We start from the raw sequence: 23,152 nt of genomic DNA, 5'->3' as shown, positions 1-23,152 counted from the left end.
CCCTACCGTTAGATTTCCGCTGCCAGCAGCGAAAGCAAGTAGCCAACCTATTTGCTTGCAGAAAGTACCGGTATGGCTGGTAAGAAACCCCTACTTCTTAGCGAAGCGTAAGTAGGGGAGGTTCATTCACACCCTCTGTATTCCATTTCCCTACGAAGACATTCAAGCGTCCCATTGCAGGATCAGGTTTAGACGGATTTTGTGGAGTAAGGGCATTATCATTCTCTGGTTCACTGATATTGTTTGTTGCCATTTTGATTTCTCCTTTCATGCGAAGTTCCTTATATCATAGCATGTAACAAATGTTATGATTTCTTATCAATTGCTTATTTTATTACCCAGGAAAGTGAACAGGCAAGAAGTGATCAACATAACGGAACCAAGTCAAATAATGTTGCAGATACTTCGTTGCAACGCCATTGAAACGGTCAATCCAACGTTTCAATCGGCTATGATAGCTGTTCACATTTTGAATGTGATAAACCAGGCAGCGTGACGGCCAAGCTGACGTTGCCCACGACAGGCGCTTACGGATCGACCATCGCTTGGGTGTCAAGTTCTCCGACAGTTATTTCGAATGACGGAAAAACGGTAACCCGTTCCTCAGTCGGCCAAGGCGATGTCACCGTTACGCTGATTGCTACCATTACAAGCAACAGTGTATCGGATGTGAAATTGTTCACCTTAGTCGTGAAGCAGCAACTCACCGACGCTCAGAAAGTTGCAGCCGACAAAGCCGCGCTTCAAATTGGATACAGCGGTACCGATACGGCAGCCAGTGTGACTGCTAAGCTTGCTCTACCATCGGTTGGCGCGAACGGTTCCATCATCGTATGGTATTGCAGCAATACAACTGTCATCGCCAATAGAGGCACGGTTATTCGTCCAGCTGCCGGCACCAGCGACAAGAAGGTGACTTTGACCGCCATTATCGTCAACAATGCCGTCGTGAATACGAGAGCCTTTACGATAACGGTCAAGCAATTGCCGTAAGCTCGTTACGATAACAAGATCGCCCTTCCCATGCCGCTAGGCAATGGGAAGGGCGATTGTCTTTCTTCGGGCGTATGAAAAAAAAGGAGGCTTGAGGCAACGGGCCGCAAGCCTCAAATGATATATAAAAAAGGGGGGTCATGTACGTATTGTAAACCCTCAACATGAAGAGAAGATGAAGGGTTCATTACGATTAAGTTACAAATGAGAAAGCGATATCATTTCCTACAAGCTTTCTGAGGTCCCTTCAGAGGATTTTGCCGTTTGGCTTAGTATCGGTTCTTCAACATTTCGATTTCCGTCTTCATCATTAACTGTTCGCGATTGAGGATTTCGATACCGGCTTGCGTATTAAGCTGAAAAGAGAATTTCCGCTCCTGAACATCTTGGCGTTCCGCGATTCCCGTTACCGTCTCTTTGACGGATTTGATCAGGCCGATCAATTGCGCATACAGGTTCTCGTGGCTGTTCAGCCGGTTTAAAATAGCTTGCTGGTCCTTCTTGAAGGTCTTGAACTCTTGCGCGAACTCGGAACGGACACTCTGAATATCGTCTTTAAACTCAGTCCTGACAGTTTGAATTTCCTCTTTAAGCTCCGACCAGACAACCTGAATTTCCTCTTTAAGCTCCGACCTGACAGCCTGAATTTCCTCTTTAAGCTCCGACCTGACAGCCTGAATTTCCGCTCTGACTTCCTGAAACTCCTCGTTCACTTCCGTCCTAAAATTCCGCAACTCGCCAAGAATCAATTCCAGCGTTGCCTGACTCATACTCTTCTTCCTCCTCCGGGATTTGTAATCATATACACAATGATTCGTTTCTCATAAACGTATCAATGCCGGCCTGCGAACCGGGTCCCGGAGGCATGAGGAACGTATCGTGAATCTATTATACCAGATGGGAGAGGTCTGTTGAGGCATTTTTGCTATTTGCCAATCAGCTCCGGGAGGCAAAACGCCATAATGCGGAACAGCTTAGAAAAATGGTGAACCGACTCAAACCGGTGACGGTTGACGATAACGGTTACGGACATGGCAGTGTTACGCAAATCGGCTTTCGCCCGGTTGATGCGGTAGAGGTTCCAATACCATTTCGACGTAAATCCCGTTTGCTTCTTGAACAAGACATGAAAATGGGAAGGGCTAAGTTCTAGCCGTTCGGCCCATTCGTCAATGCCATCGCCGCCGCTCGCTCCCTCTTCCATATCGGCCATCAATTTGGCAAGGCGAGGATCGGGATAGCCGGCTTTCCGCTCGGCCAGTTGAAATACCTGGTGCAGCGGCAGTAGAAAATGCCCATGCAGCTTCAACATCCGCGGATGATCGTCCGGGTCGGTAAGCCGATGGTCATGGCCGCTCAATTGCTCGAACAAACCGCTCCAAACGCTGATTTTATCCGCGGTCATGCACGCTTTCTGCGGGTCAATCCGGTCGGCCTCCCACGTGTGCGAAACGTCCGCCGGCAATACCTAAGCACGCAGTACCGGAGGCGGTGAAAGCTCAAGCGGTAGAGTTATACACAGAAAAGTAGACTTGCGCAACGGAGCCGCAAGCCTCAATTAGAACACGGTATCATTTAATTATCTTTATCTTACTTCTGTTTCTTCTTAATAATAGTTAATATTTTCGCAGCTGTTACCCCAGAACCGTCCATTGCGGTCGCAACGATTTTTACGGTGCCGTGTTTATTGGGCTTTAGGGTGCCGTCTTGGTTGATAGTCGCGATCTTCGTTTTACTGCCATCCACATTGTAGACAGCCCAGCGTACGGTTTGCAATGCAGCATCGGTGGGCTCGACGATTGCCCTAAACACAACTTCATCTTTCTTTGCAATAATGTTATCCGGTCCGGAAATCGCAAGCGAAGTCACGAGAATCGGACCGGAGGGCGGGCTTGCAGTGGTGACAATAACATTCGGACCATCTACGCTCCAATTTCCCGCAGAGTCTCCTGCTTGAACGGTAAAGGTGTATGCCGTACCGGTTTGAAGTTCCGTTATCGTCGCCGAATGGACATTCCCCGGTACAGTGACATTCTGATTTTGTCCCCATGCGATTTTATATTCCGTCACGCCTACATGATCCGATGCCGCAGGCCAGGTCAAGGTTACTTGATGTTCGCCAACCTCCGTTACGCTAAGGGTTGGCGATTCTCCCCAATTCGGAGCTGTTACGTCAGGAGGTACGGGCGTAGACCAAATGGGTCCGAGGTTATGGCTCGGGTCGCTGCCATTATAAATAAACACGCGAAGATCGTCTTGAACGTACAGGAAGCTGACTCCGTTGCCTCCCGTCCCCGTTGACCAAACAAAGCCCTTATTATCAGAAGGCCCGGTTCCTTTATAGATGACGAAATTGCCGTCGCCCTGCATGATGGCGAAATAATCTCCAGGGGTTCCCGCCGTATTGGATTGCCAAATCATGCCGGTATTATGCGAAGGATTCGAACCGCCGTATAGCACTAAATTGCCATCGCTTTGCATGTAAAGAAAACAACTCCCGGAAGAGGATGCCAGATAGTCGCCGACACCTAAGTACGAACCCGCTTTCAGAAAGGTTTTGTCCTCTTCTACGGGAATTTCTTCGGGTACTTCCCCGCCGTTTAAGCTAACGCTGAATAAACTAGGTCCCCACCCGTCCGCGGGGGAACCGTCGGAGAGCTTTACATAAACGATCTTCGAAGGGTTATCGAGCAGATAACCGGATAAGTCGATCGTTACTTTCCCTCGATTGCTCGCATCGTGAATATCGGCCGAGGCCTTTCCCACTACAACCCAATCCGTCTTGTTCTTCGAGGCTTCAACCACATAATTGTTCGCCAAATCAAGCACGACCTGCGAACTGGTTAAGTCGTCGGCCAGATCGAATTTGTACGTCACGCTTTGATTTCCATCGGCTACCCGATGATTGCCGTCCGCAATATACGTTCCGTTGTTTTCCTCGATAAAACCGCTCTCGTCGTGAGAGAATTTGGCTCTATAGCCTGCTTGGGATACATCGGAAAACACGGTTTCCGCATATTGCTTGTACAAGTCGACGAGTTCCCCGGGCGAAACGACAACGAACCGAGACGGCAACGAATCAATGAAATCGATTAGTAAAGTCGTATTGACATACTGAGCGGCAACGCTAAAAAACGCGGGTCCCGGTTTGTCATACGACCGGATAAGTTCTCTGTCGAAGAAGGAATAATTGATAAAAATCGGTTTGTTCAAATAGCTGAAATTCGTTTCGGCATTTTGTTCGACCGATGGTCTGCCGGGATCCATTCCGCCGTAGCCGGCAAAAATCCCTTCTACGCTCGGAATGTCCGTATAAGCGGAAGCTTCGATCTGGTCGTAATTCATCGTTCTTATTAGCCGATATTTCATATCTTGCATATATCGTTCGGTTTTCTCGTAGAATAGGTCCTTATACGGATCGGGCATTGGATATTTAATATAACCTACCCCGGTAACGGGATTGACATAATTGTTCTTTCCGATGTGTTGGGCGAAATAATTTCCTGCGAGAGGGTCAATTTCATTGATGGTGCTCGGTATTTCCCAGCCGATAGGATAACTTTCCCGGTTCGGAAGTTGAAACCATGTCGGGAATTTAAGATGAGGAAACAGCAACGTGTCTCCATCCGTCTCCGTAAAGCTGATATAAATTTTTGCGGGATCGTAAACGAGATTGCGGTTGGTTTCGCTTGCGGCGGGTAGATTCGAGGGTAAGCCGCTAGTCCAGCTCATATTGAAACTCTCGCTCATCACAAGCACGAATTTCCCTTTTTTATTCAAGTATTTACCGAACGTATCTTCATCCGTACTTCCGCCCCATACGCCGACTACCGGAGTTACGGGCTCCGTGCGATCGACAACGGTATCGGTCAATGCTTTCTCGCTGGACGTAAGGCCCGTTCCCGTAGAAGGATTGCCTTTCATATTGAACATGAAGATTTTGTTAGCTATCAAATAATCGAACATGGCGAGACTAAAGTTAGGATTGTTGGCCATAATATCGGTTCTCATGTCGGAGCTTAAGTTGTTCATCGCATAGTCGTAACTTTTCTCCCAAGTACTCAAATCGATCGTCGCCGTATCGACTAGAACGGGGAGCTCGACGCCATAATGAAGGGTTAAATCGTTCAATTGGTCTGCCGTTAGCGCGATCGCGTTGTATTTGGCGCAAAGCATGGCCGTTACGTTTAATTTCGCAACCGTGTCGGCAGAAGGCTGAAAGCTCTTATTAGGCTCCGCCAAATCCGAATTGTCGTTCGTGACGTAATTGAAACTTCCCAGGTTGCCATTATATCCGGTTGTCGTGTTCAAAAGGTTAGCGTCATATAGAATAACGCCTGATAGGCTGCCGGCAAAAGCTTGCACCAGTTCTTTAGGATTCGTATGCTGAACTTTCGCGTACCCTGAAATTTGATTGAACCAGAAGGAGCGGTCCACCATGACGGAAGCCGGATCAAAGCCCGGTCCTGCATCATAAATATGGATGGGGTTTTTGAGTACCCAAATTCTCGGTTTCTCGCGATTTACGATGCCTTGAAGCGACTCGATCATAAATAGATCTTTCAAAGAATAATCGGTTTTCTCCATATCCACGTAATGAATCGTATTGTCCGGTTGCTGGGAGGCCCTGGGATAGATGGTATCCGGGACGGTTTCCGCTTTGACCACCGGCAGATTGAGCATGAAACAGATGAAAAGGCAGACTGCGACGATTGGAACTCTTCTTGACACAAAGATCCCTCCTACAAGATATTGTTGCTTTGCACGATTGATGATAGCGGTTACATTTGACTTTTCAAAGTTGATATTTGAAAGATATCGTGATAATCAGTCTATTTCATCATGAAGAAAATCAACGATCATGAAATATTCCCTATTCGGACGGGAAGAAGATTGGCAACCTCCCATGCGGGATGTTATCATGGGGAACAATGCTTTGGAAAGCGCTTACCTTACAGAGAGGAAATGAAGACATGCTTTGAAAGAAGGGGATTTCATGCGGTGGAATAAGAACAGTCAGCCTAGTATCAGAACGGTTTTTGCAAGATTCATCATAAACTATCTCATTCTTTTGATTATCCTAACCGGCATAGGGGGTTATGTGTACAACAAGTCCCTCCAGTTCGCGAAGGAGAAGGCAATCGAGTCGGGCATCTCCAAGCTGGACAAGAGCAAGGACCTGTTAACGACCCGACTGCAGGAAGTCGAAAGCCTTGTTAATCAACTTTCCATGAATACCCTCATCCAGAGCTTCATGAATGTCAAGAAGCCCTATAACGGCGAGGATTACTATAAAATCAAAGAGATTGCGGATCATTTGTCTACCTCTAAATTCAATAACCGCTTCGTGAAAGAGACGTTCCTTTATTTGAAAAACGACACGTTGATCACTTCTTCCATGTCGACCGCCAATGCTTCGTTGGTTTATGGAAAGCTATTGAAACAAGGCGATCTAGATTACTTGACATGGCAGAAGAATCTATTAGGAAAGTATCAATATGCGACCTTCTGGCCGGAGGCCAACCTAAGCTTGAATAACGACAGCCGGTCGGTCATTACCTATGTGCAGTCTGTACCGATCGGGGCGGTAAACACATACAAAGGCGCGATCGCCGTGCTCATCGATTCGAACGAGGTTCATAAGCTGCTGTCAACGGTCATTCCAGACGAGAGCGGATGGTCGTACGTCGCGGATCGGAACGGCACGATTATCTCGGAGTTGAATCATTCGAATGAACCGTCCATCGGTTTGCAGATTCCCGAAGAGGCCAGAGGATATGCCGAGCGCACGATTAACGGCACAAAGATGATTATGATGTACACGACTTCCGATTCGAGCGGGTGGATATACGTTGCAGCGGTTCCCTATGATTTCGTCGTACAGAGCGTCGAATATATTAAACGTATGTACATCTACACCATCATTGTCACGATCGTAGTAGGGGTTTTGATTGCCATCGCTTTTTCGTATACGAGCAGTAAGCCCATTCATAATTTGATCCGCAGTCGCGACCAATTGCGCAAGGATTTGAATGAACAGTTCGACTTGGTGAAGGCTACCTTTCTCGAACGGTTGCTGCGCGGAGGGTTTACGAAGGAGAAGGAAATTGAAACCGTGCGTTCCTATATCGGCTTGGATTTGGTAGGCAATCAATATATCGCCGTCATGATCTCGATCGAAGGATACGGCACGGAAGATATATCTCCCGGTTTGCTTGAACGGCTTGACCTAGCCAAGGTAGTCATTCATAACACGTTCAAGGACATGATAGCGTACCCGACAAAATACTTTAACATCGACAATGAAAAAATCGTATTTATCATCGCTTATGATGAAAAGGAAGGCGAGGGCATTCGGCGTGATATCGAGAAAACGGTAGAAACGGTTACGAATTTGCTGACGCAATCCCATGGAATCAACATTCGTGTCGGCGTCGGCAATCCCTGTAGTAATCTCATTAATATCCGTAACTCGTTCGACGAAGCTATGCAGGTCCTCGACAGCTTGATAGGAAAGTCTTCCGCGGGTCTAGCTTTCTACAAGGAAATCCAACTAGGGCAAATCGAATATTACTTTCCTCTCGATGTGGAAACAAGACTGATGAACTTGGTCAAGGCGGGAGACGAGACGGAAGTGAAATCCCTGTTGGAAGAGCTTTATGGAAGAAATACCGTAAACATCTCCCTGCAATCGGGAATGCTGACCCAACTCTCCTACGAACTGCGGGGTACGGCGGTTAAACTAAAAAAAGCGCTAGCCGCTCATGAGAAAGAAGAAAGCAATCAAGTGGATACGCTGCTCGAGGAAATCGTAAAACAACAAACCTTGCCCTCTTTGTTCGAGTCGGCAGGCCAGTTATTTTTGCTCTTATGCAGTATCGTTAACAGACAGCAAGGCAAGCAGAAAAAGGCATTAAAAGATAAGATGATGAGTTACGTCTCGCAACATTTTAAAGAAGACGATTTATCTTTATACCGCATTTCTTCCGATCTGGGGATGACCGAGAAGTACTTCTCCCATGTATTCAAGGAACTGATCGGAGACAGTTTTACGCAATTCCTTGAGAAAACCCGGATGGATTGTGCAGTTGGGCTTCTAAAGGACGACAAAGTATCGGTCAACGATATTGCCCGTTTATCGGGATATGCAAATCCCAATACATTCTACAAAGCGTTTAAACGTTACTTCGGCGTTAGCCCGACCACCTATCGGCAACAACTGTAAATAAACGATTTGTGTCATGAACGGAGCTTAATGGGCCGGCCGGATTATCTGGTCGGTCTTTTTGTTGCGAGGATGACGAACAATTTCATGCGAGCGGGATAATATCACTGTCCTCTTTCAGGAATAAATCATGCTCAAGGGATAAGATCAACTTTCTCATTTTTTCTTCAGATGTTACTTTTGTTTCGAGATAGCCGGGAGCGCTGCCAATTCATCACGACAGGAGCACGTATTTATGAAAGAAACAATTGCAAGACCGTTAACCACTCCGGAAAAGCGGGATCGTTCGAGGTTATTCAAAAAAGAGCTAATCACAAATTATCAATTGTATTTGATGATTGTTCCGCCATTGATTTGGCTGATCCTGTTTATGTACGTTCCCATGTATGGCGTGCAGATTGCCTTCAAAAAGTTCAGAGCCGTAGATGGAATCAATGGCAGCGAATGGGTGGGTCTCAAGTACTTTCACAAGTTTTTTCAATCCTATGATGCCGGAGAGATTATCTGGAATACGGTCGAGGTTTGCTTTTACACGCTGCTTGTCGGGTTTCCGATCTTCGTGTTGCTGGCGCTGCTTTTAAACAACACCGGCAGTAAACGCTTTCGGAAAGTGGTCCAATTATCGACATTTGCACCTTACTTCATTTCGGTCACGGTCGTCGTGGGCATGTTGATTCAATTTTTATCCGTTCAGGATTATGGAATCATCAATAACGTTATTCGTTTCTTCGGCGGCGAACCGATCATGTTTATGTCTAAGCCCGAATGGTTCAGCTCCGTCTATACATGGTCCAATATTTGGCAGGGCGCGGGTTTTAACGCGATTATCTATATCGCCGCTCTAGCATCAATCGATCAAGAATTGTACGAGGCGGCGGTCGTGGATGGAGCGTCGAAGTTTCAGCGAATTCGTCATATTGATTTACCGGGCATTATGCCTACAATGGTCATCACCTTCATATTGGCGGTCGGCCAAGTGATGAATCTAGGTTTCTTCGATAAAATTTTCCTGATGCAAAATCCGCTTAACCTAGATTCATCCGAAGTCATCTCAACTTATGTCTATAAAACGGGGTTATCCGCATCCCTGCCGAACTATTCCTATGCTTCCGCCATCGGCCTGTTCAATTCGCTAATTAATTTCGCATTGCTCATACTCGCGAATTCGATTTCCAAACGGATAAACAAAAACAGTCTATGGTAGGAGGAGAAATAAGATGGACAATTTGTACACAACGCGCAGGGATAAATGGTTTACGGCTTTCATTAACTTTCTGCTCACCGTCGCTCTAGTCGTTACGTTATATCCGATTATCTATATTGTCAGTTCCTCCTTCAGCTCTCCAACGGCCGTCACGACCGGACAGGTATGGCTATGGCCGGTCCTTCCCAGCTTGGCAGGTTACGAAGCGGTCTTTCAATACAAAGGAATTTGGACAGGTTTTTACAATACGGCGATTTATACCGTTTTCGGTACGCTGATCAGCGTAGCATTGACCGTGCTGGCGGCATATCCGCTGTCTCGCCCGGATTTCAAAGCAAAAAATCCGCTCATGTTTTTGTTTACCTTTACGATGTTCTTCAGCGGCGGTCTCATACCGACCTATATGCTCGTTAATCAACTCAGTTTGTATAACACCCGATGGGCAGTTATTCTGCCCTCGGCTCTGGCTGTATACAACTTGATCATCACCCGCACGTTCTTTCAAGCGGGGATACCCCGAGAATTGCTAGAAGCGGCGAAGCTGGATGGGTGCGACGATTTTACGTTTGTCCGAAAAATCGTTCTCCCGATTTCCGGCGCGATTATAGCCGTTAATACGCTGTTTTACGCGATCGGATATTGGAACAATATCCAAAGCGCCTTGATTTTCCTGAAGGATAACGACAAGATGCCGCTGCAAATGATTTTGCGCGCGATTTTGATCCAAAACCAGATCGATCCCAGCATGATGGCGGGCTTCGACACAAAAGCAATGGCGGAAAGAGCTAATTTGCGGGAACAGCTTAAATACTCGTTAATTGTCGTTTCCAGTTTGCCAGTCGTTCTTCTATATCCTTTCGTGCAAAAGTATTTCGTTCGGGGAATCATGATCGGCTCGATAAAAGGATAAAATGCCAATCTTTTTATTTAAGGTGGTGATGCGCAATTCTGAAATGGGATTTATATTAGAAGCTAAGGTTTTCTAGTAACGGAAAAACAAAAACAATTTGGAGGGGTTCAACGAATGAAGAAAACGTTAGCTTATTTATTAACCGTCATTCTATGTTTCAGCATCATACTGGCCGGTTGCAATAAGGTTTCCAAAAATAATGAGGCCGCCGGAAGTCCAACTAGCGGGAGCGCGGCCGAAACTGGAAAGGACAACGCATCCAATTTGAATGCTCCCGGTACATTTCCGATCGCGAAACAAAAGGAAACGCTTCGGGTATGGGCAAGCCCGCCAAGCTGGATCGGAGATTTGGAACAGAACTCGTTTACGAAGTATTTCGAAGAGAAGACCAACATAAAAATCGAGTGGGTCAGAGCGAATATGGAAGATTATCGGGATAAGCTGAACTTGCTCCTTGCAAGCAGTTCGGATATGCCGGATGTCATCTTGTCATGGGGAATCAGCAATGCCCAGCAAATCGCTTACGGTTCACAGGGACTGTTCCTGCCTTTGAATAAATTAATCGATGATTATGGCGTCGCGACTAAAAAGGTGTTCGACTACAATCCGATCATCGAAAAAGCGATTACGGCGCCAGACGGGAACATTTACGGTCTGCCGGCTATAAACGAATGTTACCACTGCACCTACAGCCATAAGATGTGGATCAATCAGAAATGGCTGGATAATCTGGGACTCAAAATGCCGACCACCACCGACGAATTTTATAATGTTATGAAAGCTTTCAAGGAGAATGATCCGAACGGCAATCACAAAAAAGACGAAATTCCGTTAACTCGCGCTTCGTGGCAAGGGGGTATCGATTTCTTCCTGATGAACGCATTCATCTACAATGAGGTCGGTAACCGCTTATCGCTCATGGATGATAAAGTCGTGCAAGCGCCGGTACAGCCAGAATGGAAAGAGGGATTGAAATATTTAAACAAACTGTATAAAGACGGTTTGATCGATCCTGAGTTCTTGCTGGAAGACGACAACAAACTCAAAATTCTGGCAGGTACGAGCCAAGAAGACAATCGACTAGGGGCAGTCGGTTCCGGCGCGATGGGTTGGGTCGATTGGAGCGAAGCGAATAACGTGAAAGAAAATTACGTGGCGCTGCCTCCTTTGACCGGGCCGAAAGGAGTGTCCTTCGCGAAAGAATATTCTTTCGGAATGGGTACGGGAAATTTCGTTATCACGAAAGCAGCGAAGAATCCCGAGTTGGCCATGCGTTTCGGCGATGCCATCTATCAGCTGTTTATGGACGGAGACTACAATCTGTACGGTCCGGAAGGCGACGTTTGGGAAAAGGCGAAGGAAGGCGAGGTAGGTCTTGACGGTAAGCCCGCCAAATACAACGTCAAAAAAAGCGGCGAGCAGCCGAACAATTTCACTTGGGGTAACGGTCTTAATACGTTCATGACGTCCGACTGGCGGAATTCCCAAGTCGTTACGCCTGGCGTATGGAATCATGAGAAAATATTGTATGACGAAACAAAGGCTAAATACGAAGGCAAAGGGCCGAAGCAACCGATGCCCGGAAGCTTCATGATGCCGGAGGACGAGGCGACGGAATGGGAAGAGCTGAACAATGCGGTTATCAAGTATTTGGATGAGAGCATTGCAAAGTTCGTAACCGGGAGTATGGACGTAGATAAGGACTGGGATAAATACGTAAGCGAATTGAAGAAAGTCGGCTACGACCGTTTGGCGGAACTGACTCAAATCGCTTATGACAGGCAGTATAAAGGGAAATAAATCTACAAATAGGGGAAACAAACTATTGAAGCCTATAAGTGCGCTTATAGGCTTCTTTTCTTAAAAAGCGATCTGGGGTGTGGAGCATGGGAGAAAAAAATAGCAACGAACGTCAGTGGTCGGATATCGACGCTAGGCCGATCCCGGCTTGGTTTAATGATTATAAATTAGGAATATTCATTCACTGGGGTCTTTACTCGGTACCGGCATGGGCTCCTAAACGTTCGAGCGTTAACACGCCTGGGGAAGCCTATGCAGAGTGGTATGGCAGCGCCGTGCGACAACAAAACGGACAATATCGGACTTTTCATCAAAAGATATACGGAGAGTCGTTTAAATACGAGGATTTCGCAGCTCAATTTAAAGCCGAATTGTTCGACCCGCATCAATGGGCGCAATTGTTCCAACGTTCGGGCGCACGTTATGTCGTGCTAACCGCCAAGCATCATGATGCATTCTGTCTGTGGCCCAGTCAGCATAGTTGGAACTGGAACAGCGTAGACATCGGACCCCATCGGGATTTATATGGGGAACTGAGCTCCGCCGTTGTGGGTAAGGGCCTAAAGATGGGCGCCTATTATTCGCTGCTGGAATGGTTTAACCCGCTATATGTCAAAGATCCCGAAGCGTATGCTTTGAAACATATGATTCCCCAAATGAAACAATTGGTGGAAGCGTATCGGCCATCGGTGTTGTTCACGGATGGGGAGTGGGAGCACGCAAGCGGTGTGTGGCATAGTCGGGAATTTTTGGAGTGGCTGTTCACGGAGTCGTCCGTTCGGGATGAAATCGTGGTCAACGATCGGTGGGGCAAGGACACGCGAGGAAAGCATGGCGGCTACTTCACGACCGAATACGGCGAAGTCGGGTATGGGCCTGAAGGGCAATTATTAGAGATGAGCCGCGAATGGAAATGGGAAGAGTGCCGGGGCATCGGAACCTCGTTCGGCTATAACCGAAACGAAACCTTGAACGACTATATGACGGAGGAAGAAGTCATTCATCTTCTAGTCGATACGGTAAGCAGAGGCGGTAACCTGTTATTGAACGTCGGGCCCACCGCCGACGGATTGATTCCGGTCATTATGGAAGAACGGTTGACGCAATTGGGAGTTTGGTTAGAGGTTAACGGGGAAGCCGTGTTCGGTACGCATAAATGGCGGGACAACCAGGACTCGGAGTTCGTTAGATATACCTATAGAGAAGGTACGCTCTACGCCATAGCATTGCGTTGGCCGGGGAAACAGCTGGTGTTGCAGAACCTTCGACTATCGGGAGATGCTCGGATCTCGATGCTGGGCTGGAATGAGTCTTTATCGTATGAGGAAACGACGCAAGAGCTGCTTATTCGAATGCCAGCAATCGCGATAGACAGCGTTCCTTGTCGGCATGCTTACGTATTCAAAATAGAGGGCGTTCGGTAGAGGGAAAGGGGGAGGAAACATGTTCGATCGGAAAAACGCGTTTTTTGGTCTGCACTTCGATTTACATCCAATGGCAGAGGATACAAGTCTCGGGGCAGACGTAAGCGAAGAAATGGTGGAACGACTTCTCACGAAAGTCCGTCCCGAGTTCGTACACTATGATTGCAAAGGGCATCCGGGATATGCCGGATTTCCAACGCAAGTAGGCTGGGCTTCTCGAGGCATCGTCAAAGATTCTTTGGCCATTTGGCGCAAAGCGACTCGGCGGCATGGAATCGGCCTCGGCATTCATTACTCGGGTATAGTCGATCATTTGGCCGTTCGCGAACATCCTGAATGGGCAAGCGTAGATGCGGAAGGCAAGACGGATCCAGAGGCAACCAGCGTTTTTGGTCCTTACGTTGATGAACTGCTCATTCCGCAATTGGCGGAAGTCGTTGATCTATACGATATCGACAGCGTATGGCTGGATGGCGAGTGCTGGGGAGCCAAGCTGGATTATTCGGAGGCGGCATTGGCAGCGTGGAAGCAAGAGACGGGATGGGACGATGCCCCGAAGAACCGCTCGGACGAGCGGTGGCTGGCGTGGAAAAATTTCCACAGAGCCCATTTCGAGCGTTACCTCGGTCATTGGACGCAAGCGTTGCACGAGCTGAAACCCGGCGTTCAGGTGGCGAGCAACTGGGCGTACACGACGATGAGTCCAAAGCCGGTCGAAACGGATGTCGACTATATATCCGGCGATTTCGATCCGATGCTATCCGTCGATCGCGCGCGGACCGAAACGCGATACTTGACCAACACAGGCATGCCGTGGGAGCTGCAAGCGTGGGGGTTTGATACGGCCAAAGACCAGGAGGAGCTGTTAAAGACACCCGTTCAGCTCATGCAAGAGGCGGCTGTCGTGCTCATGCACGGCGGCGGATTCATGGTGTACTTTCTGCCGACGCGATCCGGTTATATTAGCGATGAAATTATGAATGTCGCAAGCGAAACGGCACAATTCTGCCTTATGCGCAAGGAGATTTCACATCGCAGCACATCGGTACCCCAGATCGCGCTTCTGCATTCCAGCGAAAGTCAATTCGACAAGTCGGATCGCGTTTACACGTGGTGGGACACACCGCTTATTGAACTGGAAGGGGCTCTGCATGCGCTTCTGGAGTCGCACTATTCCGTTGATGTGCTGTCCGAGCACATGTTGATGGACAATCTGGAGAAATTCCCGTTGTTGGTCATTCCGGATTCCCATTTACTGATCGAGAGCTTTCGGAAGCGAGTTCTTGCGTACGTTGCGGATGGGGGGAAGCTGCTGCTTCTTGGACAACGCTGCGCCCATCAGTTCCAAGAAGCGTTAGGCGTACTTTTCGAGGGAGAACCGACAAAAATTAACGCACAGCTCGTATCCGTACAAGGGAAAGTAGGCTGCCCGGGGAAATGGCAGGATGTATCTCTCGTAACGGCGGAAGTGCTTTCCATGCGCTACCATGGGGAGGGGGTGCATGGACGTCACTCCTACCTGGATGTCAGAAGTACGGGGGTATCCGAAGAACACCTTCGCCAACGGCACGAAGCCGTTGCAGCAACAATTGCCTCTTATGGAAAGGGGGAAATTGCCGCCGTATTTGGACCGGTTGCAACCTGTTTCCATAATTCCCACCATCCGTTCTTGCGCAGTTATGTCCGGGATATCGTTGCCAGGTTGTTCCCCGACCCCATCGTCACTACGGATGCGCCTTACTGCGTAGATATTTCTATCCGCAGGTCCTCTCAAGGGGAACTCTGCGTCCACCTGATGAACCTTGTCAACATTCCGGTTTCGAACCGAAGGGCTTTTGTTGAATACGTGCCTCCGATCGGACCGATATGCGTTCGAATCCTGACGGATATTCGTCCCGCCAACGTGATGTGGGAACCGGATAGAACGGAGCTGAAGTGGGAATGGGAGGAAGGGGCGGTAAATGTTATCGTACCGAGTTTATCGATCCACGGAGTCATTGTACTGAAGGACTAGAAGTCTAAGCTAAGAGAAAATGATTAATCGATCAGCAAGAGGCAAGCGCCGATATTCACGGTTGCTTGCTTTTTTCAATTCGAGGGTGGCATCGCCACCTGGGCAGTTTTTTGGCCTTGGTGAAGTCTCGACGCTGCAGATCAAGAAGATGAGGGCAGTTTTTTGGCCTTGGCGAAGTCTCGACGCTGCAGATCAAGGTGATGAGGGCAGTTTTTTGGCCTTGGCGAAGTCTCGACGCTGCAGATCAAGGTGATGAGGGCAGTTTTTTGGCCTTGGCGAAGTCTCGACCCTGCGGTTCAAGGTGGTGAGGGCAGTTTTTTGGCCTTCGCACCATATTATAATGGCGGAAGGGTCGATGACGGCGTATAAGGATGGCACATTCTTTCCCGAAAACGGCAAAGCCGGTTTTGTTGTTAAGCAGAGGATTTTCTAACTTTTTGTCGAATTGTGTAGAATTATGAAAGCATATCAGGGATACATTGGGGGTAATCTCATGAATGCTTGGGGAATAGCAGCGACTGCAGTCGTAATAATCATATTTTTGATCTGGGGCGGCTTGAAGATAAGCCGTCTTGTTCGCGATGCTTCTAAATACAGACGAACGCTAGAAGAACTAGAGGCGACTAAAAAAGAGTACATGACGATATTGAGGGAGCAGCACGGGATTCTGTTTAAGTTCAAGAAAATCAACGGTCAATATCGTTATACGATGGGTGACGGCAAATTGTATTACATGCTCGGCCTGACCCAAGCCGACATAGGCAAGACCATGGAAGAAGTGATGCCTCCAAGGATGCATGATTATATTAGAGAGATTTATGACCGTGCGTGGGCAGGCGAATGCCTCCAGTATGAATCGGGATTTAATGAACATACGTATCTGAACAGCGTCACGCCCATAATCGAGAACGGTGTTACGGTAGAAGTGCTGGTCGTAGGCAGCGATATTACGGAACGCAAGCTTGCCGAGCAGCAGCTACAGGAAACCAATCTTCTTTTGTCTAAATTAGCGAATCTGGACGGGTTGACCGGGATCGCGAATCGTCGCTACATGAACGATAAGCTGGAGCAGGAGTGGGTATTAGGCGCAGCACAGGGAACGGTGCCGATGTCCGTCATTTTATGCGATATCGATTATTTCAAAGCTTATAACGACACTTACGGACACCTTGAAGGGGATAGCTGTTTGAAGAGGGTAGCTGCTGCGCTTGATGAATACGAGTTGCCCGAAGGCGGATTCGCGGCGAGGTACGGCGGGGAAGAGTTCATCGTCGTGTTGCCCGAAACGGATGAACGGACCGCGGTACGAATCGCCGCGGGTTTAGGCAAATGCATTGAGTTGCTGGACATTCCGCACCAAGCATCGAAAACGAGCGATCATGTTACCATTAGCATGGGAGTTGCGACGGTCATACCGTCCCAAACGTCAAGCCGGGAATTAATCATTCATCACGCGGATGAGGCTCTCTATAAAGCGAAGCTGATGGGAAGAAATCAACTGCAGGTTTACTCGGATTCCTATAATTAACCGTTTCCGAATATTTTAGGGGTTACGCCCCGAAAAAATTGAATTCACTCTGACTGCCGTTCCTGATAAAGTAAAGAGGGACTCTTTACTTTACCCGGCTAAACCTAAGTTACTCCCTTCAGGCTCCGTCCGGAGGGAGTATTTCAATTTCCGGAGGGCGCGCCTATGTTCTACTCGCTAAGAACTCGCTTGTCCGTCACGTTCATCGTTCTGCTCATCATTCCGTTCATTACGATGGTTGTCGTGCTGACGCAGGTATCCAACTCCGTCATCGGTACGTCCATCGAAGAATCCACGTCGCAGACGATGGATCAATACGCTTCGTTCGTCAGTACGCTAACGACGCAAGTTGAAGATGTGGCGAATCAGGTGCTGAGCAATGAAGTGACGCAGCAATGGATTACCGTGCATCTAGACAAAAGCTTACCTCCCGAGAAACGAATTTCGCAGGATGCGGAAATACGCAAGTTTCTGTCCTCCATCGCTTTGAATCATTCCTCAATCTCCTCCATTACTTTGTTCAACGATAACGGAACGGCCGTCGGTATTCGCGATAACGTGTTTAACGATCCCGCATTCCTCGATAACCCGTGGTATAAAACCTTCAAGCAAGAAGGCATCCGCTGGGTACCCGCCCACATGGACGCCTACCAACCGGGCTATCTGCAGAAAATAAGCATGAACAGTTTGATATACAATCTCGTGCAGTTGAGCTCCTTCCGCAAGATCGGCGTATTGAAACTTAACGTTCAAACGGCGCAAATTCAAACGCCGCTGGACAAAATTAAATTCGGTGAGACGGGCCGCGTGTACTTGCTGGATATGGAAGGGAATCCGGTGCTCGAGCAGCAAATCGCCGAAGGGATGTCGGGTTTCCTAGGTGAAATGCAAGCGATGCGCAAAGACAAGCATTCCGGGGGCAAGCTGACGGTAGAGCATCAAGGCGAAAGCCATCGGGTCCTCTATCGTAAAATCAAAGGCGCGAACTGGATTCTCGTAGGCGAAGTGCCGGAGCACGAACTGTTCGAGAAAATGAAGCGGGTGCAGCAAACGATGATGGCCGTAGGCGCGCTTCTGCTTCTGCTCACGATCGCGGCGGCGTTCTGGGTTTCTTCCGGGATCGCCCGGCCGCTCACCCGACTGGCGGGTTCGATGAGATTGGTAGAGCGAGGAGATTTCAGCCAAGAAGAGGACGAATCGCTGGCGCGAATGCCGATTCCCCGCAATGAGGTCGGATACGTCGTCAAGGTGTTCCGCAATATGGTCAAGCGCTTGCGTTTTTTGATCGAAACCGAATTCCAGGCCAATATGCGGCGCAAAGACGCGGAATACAAGGCGCTTCTGATGCAAATCAATCCGCACTTTCTCTATAACACGCTCGAAGCCATTGGCAGCTTGTCCGCGCAAAGCCGCAACGAAGAAGTGATAGACGTGACGGAGTGGCTCGGTCAGATGCTCCGGTACTCCTTGCGCGTGGATAGCGATTTGGTTAAGCTGCGGGAGGAAATGCAGTATATCCGGTATTACGTGGCGATTATGAAAATTCGTTTCGGAGAACGCCTCACTATTGAAATTCACGATACTCCGGAGTATGGGGACGTATCGATCGTCAAATTTATTTTGCAGCCGCTCGTGGAGAACGCGATCAAGTTCAGTTTGGAGAATCCCGCCGGCGCTAACGTTGTTCTGACTACCCGCAAGGTAAACGACGCGCTTGAAATTACGATAACCGATAATGGTACGGGAATGTCATCCGATTTGATAGAGGAATTGCAAAGGGAAATGTCTCAAGGAGATATGGCGGACGTCCTCGGCGCTCAAGGCCGGAGAATCGGCTTGCGCAATGTTCTGGCAAGATGCTGTCTTCATTACGGGACAAGATTCGTCGTCCGGATGGAGTCGGCGCCGGGAAAAGGCACCCGAATTATTTTCCAGCTGCCCATGAAGGAGGAATGAACGATGTATCGCGTGTTATTAGTAGACGATGAACTTGAAATCCGCAGCGGCCTTAAGCTGAAAATCGACTGGTCGTCCCATCAATTCATGATCGCCGGAGAAGCCCAAGACGGAAGGGAAGCGCTGGCGCTGCTCGAGAAGGACCCTTACGATCTCATACTGACGGACATCCGCATGCCGATTATGAGCGGGTTGGAGTTATTAAAGCAATGCGCGGAAAATTATCCCCGGACCAAAGTCATCGTGCTGTCCGGCCATGACGACTTTCATTACGTAAAGGCGGCCATGCAATGCGGTGCCAGGGATTACTTGCTTAAACCCGTCGTCCGCAGCGAATTATCGAATATTCTAGGCAAGCTCCGGGAAGAGCTTGATCTGGAAAAACAAGTCGTTTCGGAGAAACAAGCGATGCAGCATCAATTGCAGAAAAGTTATTCCATGCAGCGGGAGCAGCACCTGTTGGAGTGGATCAGTAATGATGACGACGATAGAGCGTTAACGTTGCGCAGTGAAGTCGAACGTTTGGGATTGGGCGAATGGCTGAACGACAATGCCAGGCTGCAATTCATTAGCGTGGAATTTCGGATTCCCGAAGGAAGGCTGGGCGATCAACCGGAAGGCAACGGATTGTTCCGGCTTGCTTTTCAGCTTGTATGCCGCGAGACCGCGCAGGATCCGGTTTGGGACGACTCCGTGTTTGCTTTCTACCATCGCAGCTATCCGCATATGATGCATTTTCTCGTCTCATCTGCCAGCGAGCGGGAAGGGGAAATCCGTAAGGATTCGCTTTGCACGCAAATCCAATCCCATATCCAACGTTATTTAAAGGTGGAAACCGTGATCGGGGTAGGAACGCCATTCCATGGGTCAGGCTCGATTCGCAACGGTTTTCTTACGGCATTGCTCGCTTGGAGCCAGAGCCAGTCTGGCGTCAAATCGCAGATTGTATCGCCCGACCCTTCCCATGACGCAATCGCGGAGTTATTCCCCGAGGTGGAGAAACGGCTCTCCATAGCGCTTGAGAACGGCGATCTGGGTTCTTTCGCCAGCACGATAGAAGCCGTCGTTCAAACGGGAAATTACCCCGTGCAAGGAGTAGCTTCTTTTATTGTTCGCGTCATGCTGTTATTGGACCAGACAGCAAGCAAACACCGTCTCGATATTCCCGAAACCCAGCATTGGTTGTTCCCGGATCCGATGTGGCAGCATCGATCGGCGGCATCTGCCCTTTCGCATTTAACGGGAATCGCCGCACAAGTCATCGAAGGAATCAAAAAATCGAGGGTTTCGGGCGGAGTAGAAGCCGTTGAAGCGATACGCAGGTATATCGAAGTTTCTTTTATGAATGAATTGAGTCTGACGATGCTGGCGGACCGTTTCCATATTAACCCGACCTACTTGTCCGAATTGTTCAAGAAGCAGACGGGTACGACGTTCAGCGATTATTTAACGCAAGTTCGTATAGGAAGGGCTGCGGATTTGCTAGGGGATCCGAATATGCGGCTTTCCGATATCGCCGAGTTGGTCGGATTCGCTAACGCGAGTTACTTAAGCAGCGTTTTTAAGAAGCAATACGGCGTCAGTCCCAACGAATATCGCAATCATCCGGGTTCTCCTCCGACCTGATTATTTTATATGCCAACATCCAAAGCGAATGAATTCAACGGTTGCCCACCGGGTGCTAGCCTATAGAAGCAAACACATTAACCGAAGGGTGAGGGTCCTATGAAAAAGAGTTTGTTGCTTCTCCTTGCTGTAGTTGTAGCGATCGGTTTGGCGGCTTGTTCGAGCAAGTCCAATAACGGTCAGGGGAGTTCGAGCGCGTCGCCGTCCGCAACCGAATCGGCGTCTCCGTCCGACTCCGCCGCGGAAGGCGAGCAAATCGAGTTGACGTTCTGGCGTCACGACTACGCTCCCGAAGCCGAAGCATTCAAGAAATTGATAGCTACGTTCGAAGAGAAACATCCGAACATCAAAGTGAATTTCCAGATGATTCCGAACGACCAATACGAAACGAAAATTCGTACGGCATTGGCTGGCGGCAATCCGCCGGATATTATGGCGCTCGATGCGCCGACGTTGGCTTCTTACGCCAATCAGGGAGCTATCATTCCGCTGGACGATTATTTTGCCAAAGACGGGAACAAGGATGACTTGCTGAAGCCGGTTATCGAGGGTTTGACCTTCAATGGCAAAATGTACGCCGCGCCTAACAATGAAGGCACCATCGTTATGTTCTATAACAAGAAAATGTTCGAGGAGAAAGGAATCCCCCTTCCTTCCAAGAACGTGGACGAAGCTTGGACTTGGGATCAAGTACTGGATGCGGCCAAAAAATTGAACGATCCTGCCAAAGGCATTTACGGTTGGAATCCGACGCCATGGGGCTTCGCAGGCCATGAAGGCGCTCCTTATTCCGAAATGGCATTCTTATGGCAGGCAGGTGCGGAGATTTTGAGCCCGGACGGCACTACGGCCAAAGGCTATTTGGACTCGCCGGAAGCGAAAAAAGCGATGACTTTCTGGAAGTCGCTCTTCAATACGGAGAAGGTTTCACCGAAAGAGCTTCCGCAAGATGCGTTCTGGAACGGCAAAGTGGCCATACACGTTGATGGACCGTTTGCCTTCTCCTATCAAGCTCAGAATTTCCCTAATTTCAAATTAGGCGTGGACTACGATGTCGCGCCGCTCTGGAAGGACCAAAAAATGATCGGAACGACCGGAAGCTGGGGAATGGCGATTACGTCCAAATCGGAGCATCCGGACGAAGCATGGCAGTTCGTGAACTGGGTAACGGGAGTGGAAGGCTCTAAAGTGTGGTACGAAGTAACGAAAAACCTTCCGGCCAGACAATCCACTTTCGACGCTTTCGCCGAATTGAAAGAATATCCGATGAACATTTACGCTGAACAGTTGTCCAAGTATGGCCATCCAAGGCCGGTAACTCCGGCTTACCCGGCAATCAGCGAAGCCATTCGCTTGTTGTTCGAAGATGTCGGCCTCGGCAACGGGGATGTTGACGAAGCCCTCGCTAAAGCCGTCAAGAAAATCGATGACGGTATCGCATTATTGAAGCAATAACATAAGATACGGATTCGAAAGGGGAGCAGGGGAACCGGAAATATGCCTGCTCCCTTTTGGTTATCCTGGCACAGATAAGGAGGGTTTACCTTGCAAAGGCTTCGATTCGCCGCATATGACAAACAGGAGTCGCGCGCCGCGTTTCTGTTCATTATTCCCGCGTTTGCGTTACTCGCTGTTTTTATTTTCTACCCGATGATTCAAGCTTTATGGATCAGCTTTCAGAACTATAATCTGATTTCTTCCCACTCTTCTTTTGCGGGCATGGACAATTATCGCAAACTTCTGTCGGATGGCTCGTTTGGCGACAGCCTATGGCATTCTTTCTATTTCACGTTGGTCGTGCTGCCCGTTCAAACCGCTATTTCGCTCGGTTTGGCCATTCTGGTGCAGAAGAAGTTCCGCGGCGTCGGGTTTTTCAGAACGGTTTATTTTATTCCCGTCGTCGTTTCCTTCGCTATCGCTTCCACGATTTTCAGACTGATTTACAACAAAGACTATGGCATGCTGAATGTCATATTGAAGGGGATTGGGCTGCCAAGCGTCGATTTCCTGTCCAACCCCGACATTTCCATGTTAGGCATTATCGTCCTTTGCATCTGGCGGGCGATGGGCTTCGTTATGGTTATTTTCTTGGCGGGACTCAACAACATTCCCGAATCTCTCTATGAAGCGGCGCATGTAGACGGTGCGAGTCCGATTCAACGGTTTTTCCTGATTACGCTCCCGTTACTGAAGCGCACGATGGCTTTTGTCGTCATTATTACGACGATGGATGCCCTGAAAATTTTTATTCCCATTTACATTACGACTAGCGGCGGGCCGGCGGGTTCGACGAGCACGGTCGTGCATTTTATTTACGAAACGGCATTTAAGCAGATGAATATGGGTTATGCGGCCGTGGCGGCGTTTCTGTTCTTCTTTCTGGTGCTGATCATATCCATTGTTCAACTTCGGGTTTTCCGCACGGATGTGGAGTATTAATCGAGGGTTTAGTTTAGATGCTAGGAGGTAGTT

General features: G+C 48.7%; 16 protein-coding genes. 12 read left to right on the top strand and 4 right to left on the bottom strand.

The annotated features are described in order from the left end of the window. Positions 1-97: 97 nt before the first annotated feature. Complete coding sequence (locus tag K7P76_RS18305; protein WP_232186762.1) at positions 98-253, bottom strand: hypothetical protein; 156 nt, start codon at positions 251-253, stop codon at positions 98-100. A gap of 239 nt (positions 254-492) precedes the next feature. Between K7P76_RS18305 and K7P76_RS18300 the strand changes: the two genes are divergently transcribed. Then, the gene (locus K7P76_RS18300; protein WP_232186768.1) at positions 493-993 is read left to right on the top strand and encodes an immunoglobulin-like domain-containing protein; all 501 of its coding nucleotides are present in this window, start codon (positions 493-495) and stop codon (positions 991-993) included. Between the two features lie 269 nt (positions 994-1,262). Here K7P76_RS18300 and K7P76_RS18295 read toward each other — a convergent pair whose 3' ends face one another. The 3 genes from K7P76_RS18295 to K7P76_RS18285 form a co-directional block, all read right to left on the bottom strand. Next, positions 1,263-1,763, bottom strand: coding sequence for a hypothetical protein (locus tag K7P76_RS18295; RefSeq protein ID WP_232186761.1), 501 nt, complete (start codon positions 1,761-1,763; stop codon positions 1,263-1,265). 155 nt (positions 1,764-1,918) lie between these two features. Continuing rightward, entirely contained in the window at positions 1,919-2,458 is a 540-nt protein-coding gene (locus tag K7P76_RS18290) for a helix-turn-helix transcriptional regulator (RefSeq protein ID WP_232186760.1), read from the bottom strand. Between the two features lie 125 nt (positions 2,459-2,583). Next, complete coding sequence (locus tag K7P76_RS18285) at positions 2,584-5,724, bottom strand: fibronectin type III domain-containing protein (RefSeq protein ID WP_232186759.1); 3,141 nt, start codon at positions 5,722-5,724, stop codon at positions 2,584-2,586. A gap of 265 nt (positions 5,725-5,989) precedes the next feature. Here K7P76_RS18285 and K7P76_RS18280 point away from each other — a divergent pair, with 265 nt between their 5' ends. The 11 genes from K7P76_RS18280 to K7P76_RS18230 all read left to right on the top strand — a co-directional run bounded on the left by K7P76_RS18280 (position 5,990) and on the right by K7P76_RS18230 (position 23,119). Beyond that, positions 5,990-8,218, top strand: coding sequence for a helix-turn-helix domain-containing protein (locus K7P76_RS18280; protein ID WP_232186758.1), 2,229 nt, complete (start codon positions 5,990-5,992; stop codon positions 8,216-8,218). Between the two features lie 235 nt (positions 8,219-8,453). Further along, positions 8,454-9,422 carry an ABC transporter permease gene (locus K7P76_RS18275; RefSeq protein ID WP_232186757.1) on the top strand — a complete coding sequence of 323 codons (969 nt, stop codon included), beginning with the start codon at positions 8,454-8,456 and terminating at the stop codon, positions 9,420-9,422. A gap of 13 nt (positions 9,423-9,435) precedes the next feature. Next, on the top strand, positions 9,436-10,332 hold the full coding sequence (locus tag K7P76_RS18270; protein ID WP_232186756.1) for a carbohydrate ABC transporter permease: 897 nt from the start codon (positions 9,436-9,438) through the stop codon (positions 10,330-10,332). 114 nt (positions 10,333-10,446) lie between these two features. Continuing rightward, positions 10,447-12,132, top strand: a complete 1,686-nt coding sequence (locus K7P76_RS18265; RefSeq protein WP_232186755.1) for an extracellular solute-binding protein — start codon at positions 10,447-10,449, stop codon at positions 12,130-12,132. An 86-nt stretch (positions 12,133-12,218) separates the two neighbouring features. Next, positions 12,219-13,556 carry an alpha-L-fucosidase gene (locus K7P76_RS18260; RefSeq protein ID WP_232186754.1) on the top strand — a complete coding sequence of 446 codons (1,338 nt, stop codon included), beginning with the start codon at positions 12,219-12,221 and terminating at the stop codon, positions 13,554-13,556. Between the two features lie 19 nt (positions 13,557-13,575). Continuing rightward, positions 13,576-15,570, top strand: coding sequence for an alpha-amylase family protein (locus K7P76_RS18255; RefSeq protein WP_232186753.1), 1,995 nt, complete (start codon positions 13,576-13,578; stop codon positions 15,568-15,570). A 493-nt stretch (positions 15,571-16,063) separates the two neighbouring features. Beyond that, entirely contained in the window at positions 16,064-17,098 is a 1,035-nt protein-coding gene (locus K7P76_RS18250) for a sensor domain-containing diguanylate cyclase (RefSeq protein WP_232186752.1), read from the top strand. A gap of 165 nt (positions 17,099-17,263) precedes the next feature. Further along, entirely contained in the window at positions 17,264-19,054 is a 1,791-nt protein-coding gene (locus K7P76_RS18245) for a sensor histidine kinase (RefSeq protein ID WP_232186751.1), read from the top strand. Positions 19,055-19,057: 3 nt separating this feature from the next. Beyond that, a complete protein-coding gene (locus K7P76_RS18240; protein ID WP_232186750.1) occupies positions 19,058-20,680 on the top strand; it encodes a response regulator in 1,623 nt (540 codons plus the stop codon). A gap of 99 nt (positions 20,681-20,779) precedes the next feature. Next, positions 20,780-22,135, top strand: coding sequence for an ABC transporter substrate-binding protein (locus K7P76_RS18235; protein WP_232186749.1), 1,356 nt, complete (start codon positions 20,780-20,782; stop codon positions 22,133-22,135). 90 nt (positions 22,136-22,225) lie between these two features. Continuing rightward, positions 22,226-23,119: a carbohydrate ABC transporter permease gene (locus K7P76_RS18230; RefSeq protein ID WP_232186748.1), complete on the top strand. Its 894-nt coding sequence runs from the start codon at positions 22,226-22,228 to the stop codon at positions 23,117-23,119. Positions 23,120-23,152 lie beyond the last annotated feature (33 nt).

The organism is Cohnella silvisoli (genome assembly GCF_021190915.1).
In the GTDB taxonomy this organism is placed as follows: domain Bacteria; phylum Bacillota; class Bacilli; order Paenibacillales; family Paenibacillaceae; genus Cohnella; species Cohnella silvisoli.
The sequence above is the reverse complement of the archived record's forward strand: the minus strand, read 5'-3'. Positions and strand labels throughout refer to the sequence as shown.

What these genes read in the sequence shown, in the direction of transcription:
- K7P76_RS18305 (WP_232186762.1), bottom strand. Translation starts at nt 253, where the DNA reads ATGGCAACAAACAATATCAGTGAACCAGAGAATGATAATGCCCTTACT.
- K7P76_RS18295 (WP_232186761.1), bottom strand. Translation starts at nt 1,763, where the DNA reads ATGAGTCAGGCAACGCTGGAATTGATTCTTGGCGAGTTGCGGAATTTT.
- K7P76_RS18280 (WP_232186758.1), top strand. Translation starts at nt 5,990, where the DNA reads ATGCGGTGGAATAAGAACAGTCAGCCTAGTATCAGAACGGTTTTTGCA.
- K7P76_RS18275 (WP_232186757.1), top strand. Translation starts at nt 8,454, where the DNA reads ATGAAAGAAACAATTGCAAGACCGTTAACCACTCCGGAAAAGCGGGAT.
- K7P76_RS18270 (WP_232186756.1), top strand. Translation starts at nt 9,436, where the DNA reads ATGGACAATTTGTACACAACGCGCAGGGATAAATGGTTTACGGCTTTC.
- K7P76_RS18265 (WP_232186755.1), top strand. Translation starts at nt 10,447, where the DNA reads ATGAAGAAAACGTTAGCTTATTTATTAACCGTCATTCTATGTTTCAGC.
- K7P76_RS18260 (WP_232186754.1), top strand. Translation starts at nt 12,219, where the DNA reads ATGGGAGAAAAAAATAGCAACGAACGTCAGTGGTCGGATATCGACGCT.
- K7P76_RS18255 (WP_232186753.1), top strand. Translation starts at nt 13,576, where the DNA reads ATGTTCGATCGGAAAAACGCGTTTTTTGGTCTGCACTTCGATTTACAT.
- K7P76_RS18250 (WP_232186752.1), top strand. Translation starts at nt 16,064, where the DNA reads ATGAATGCTTGGGGAATAGCAGCGACTGCAGTCGTAATAATCATATTT.
- K7P76_RS18245 (WP_232186751.1), top strand. Translation starts at nt 17,264, where the DNA reads ATGTTCTACTCGCTAAGAACTCGCTTGTCCGTCACGTTCATCGTTCTG.
- K7P76_RS18240 (WP_232186750.1), top strand. Translation starts at nt 19,058, where the DNA reads ATGTATCGCGTGTTATTAGTAGACGATGAACTTGAAATCCGCAGCGGC.
- K7P76_RS18235 (WP_232186749.1), top strand. Translation starts at nt 20,780, where the DNA reads ATGAAAAAGAGTTTGTTGCTTCTCCTTGCTGTAGTTGTAGCGATCGGT.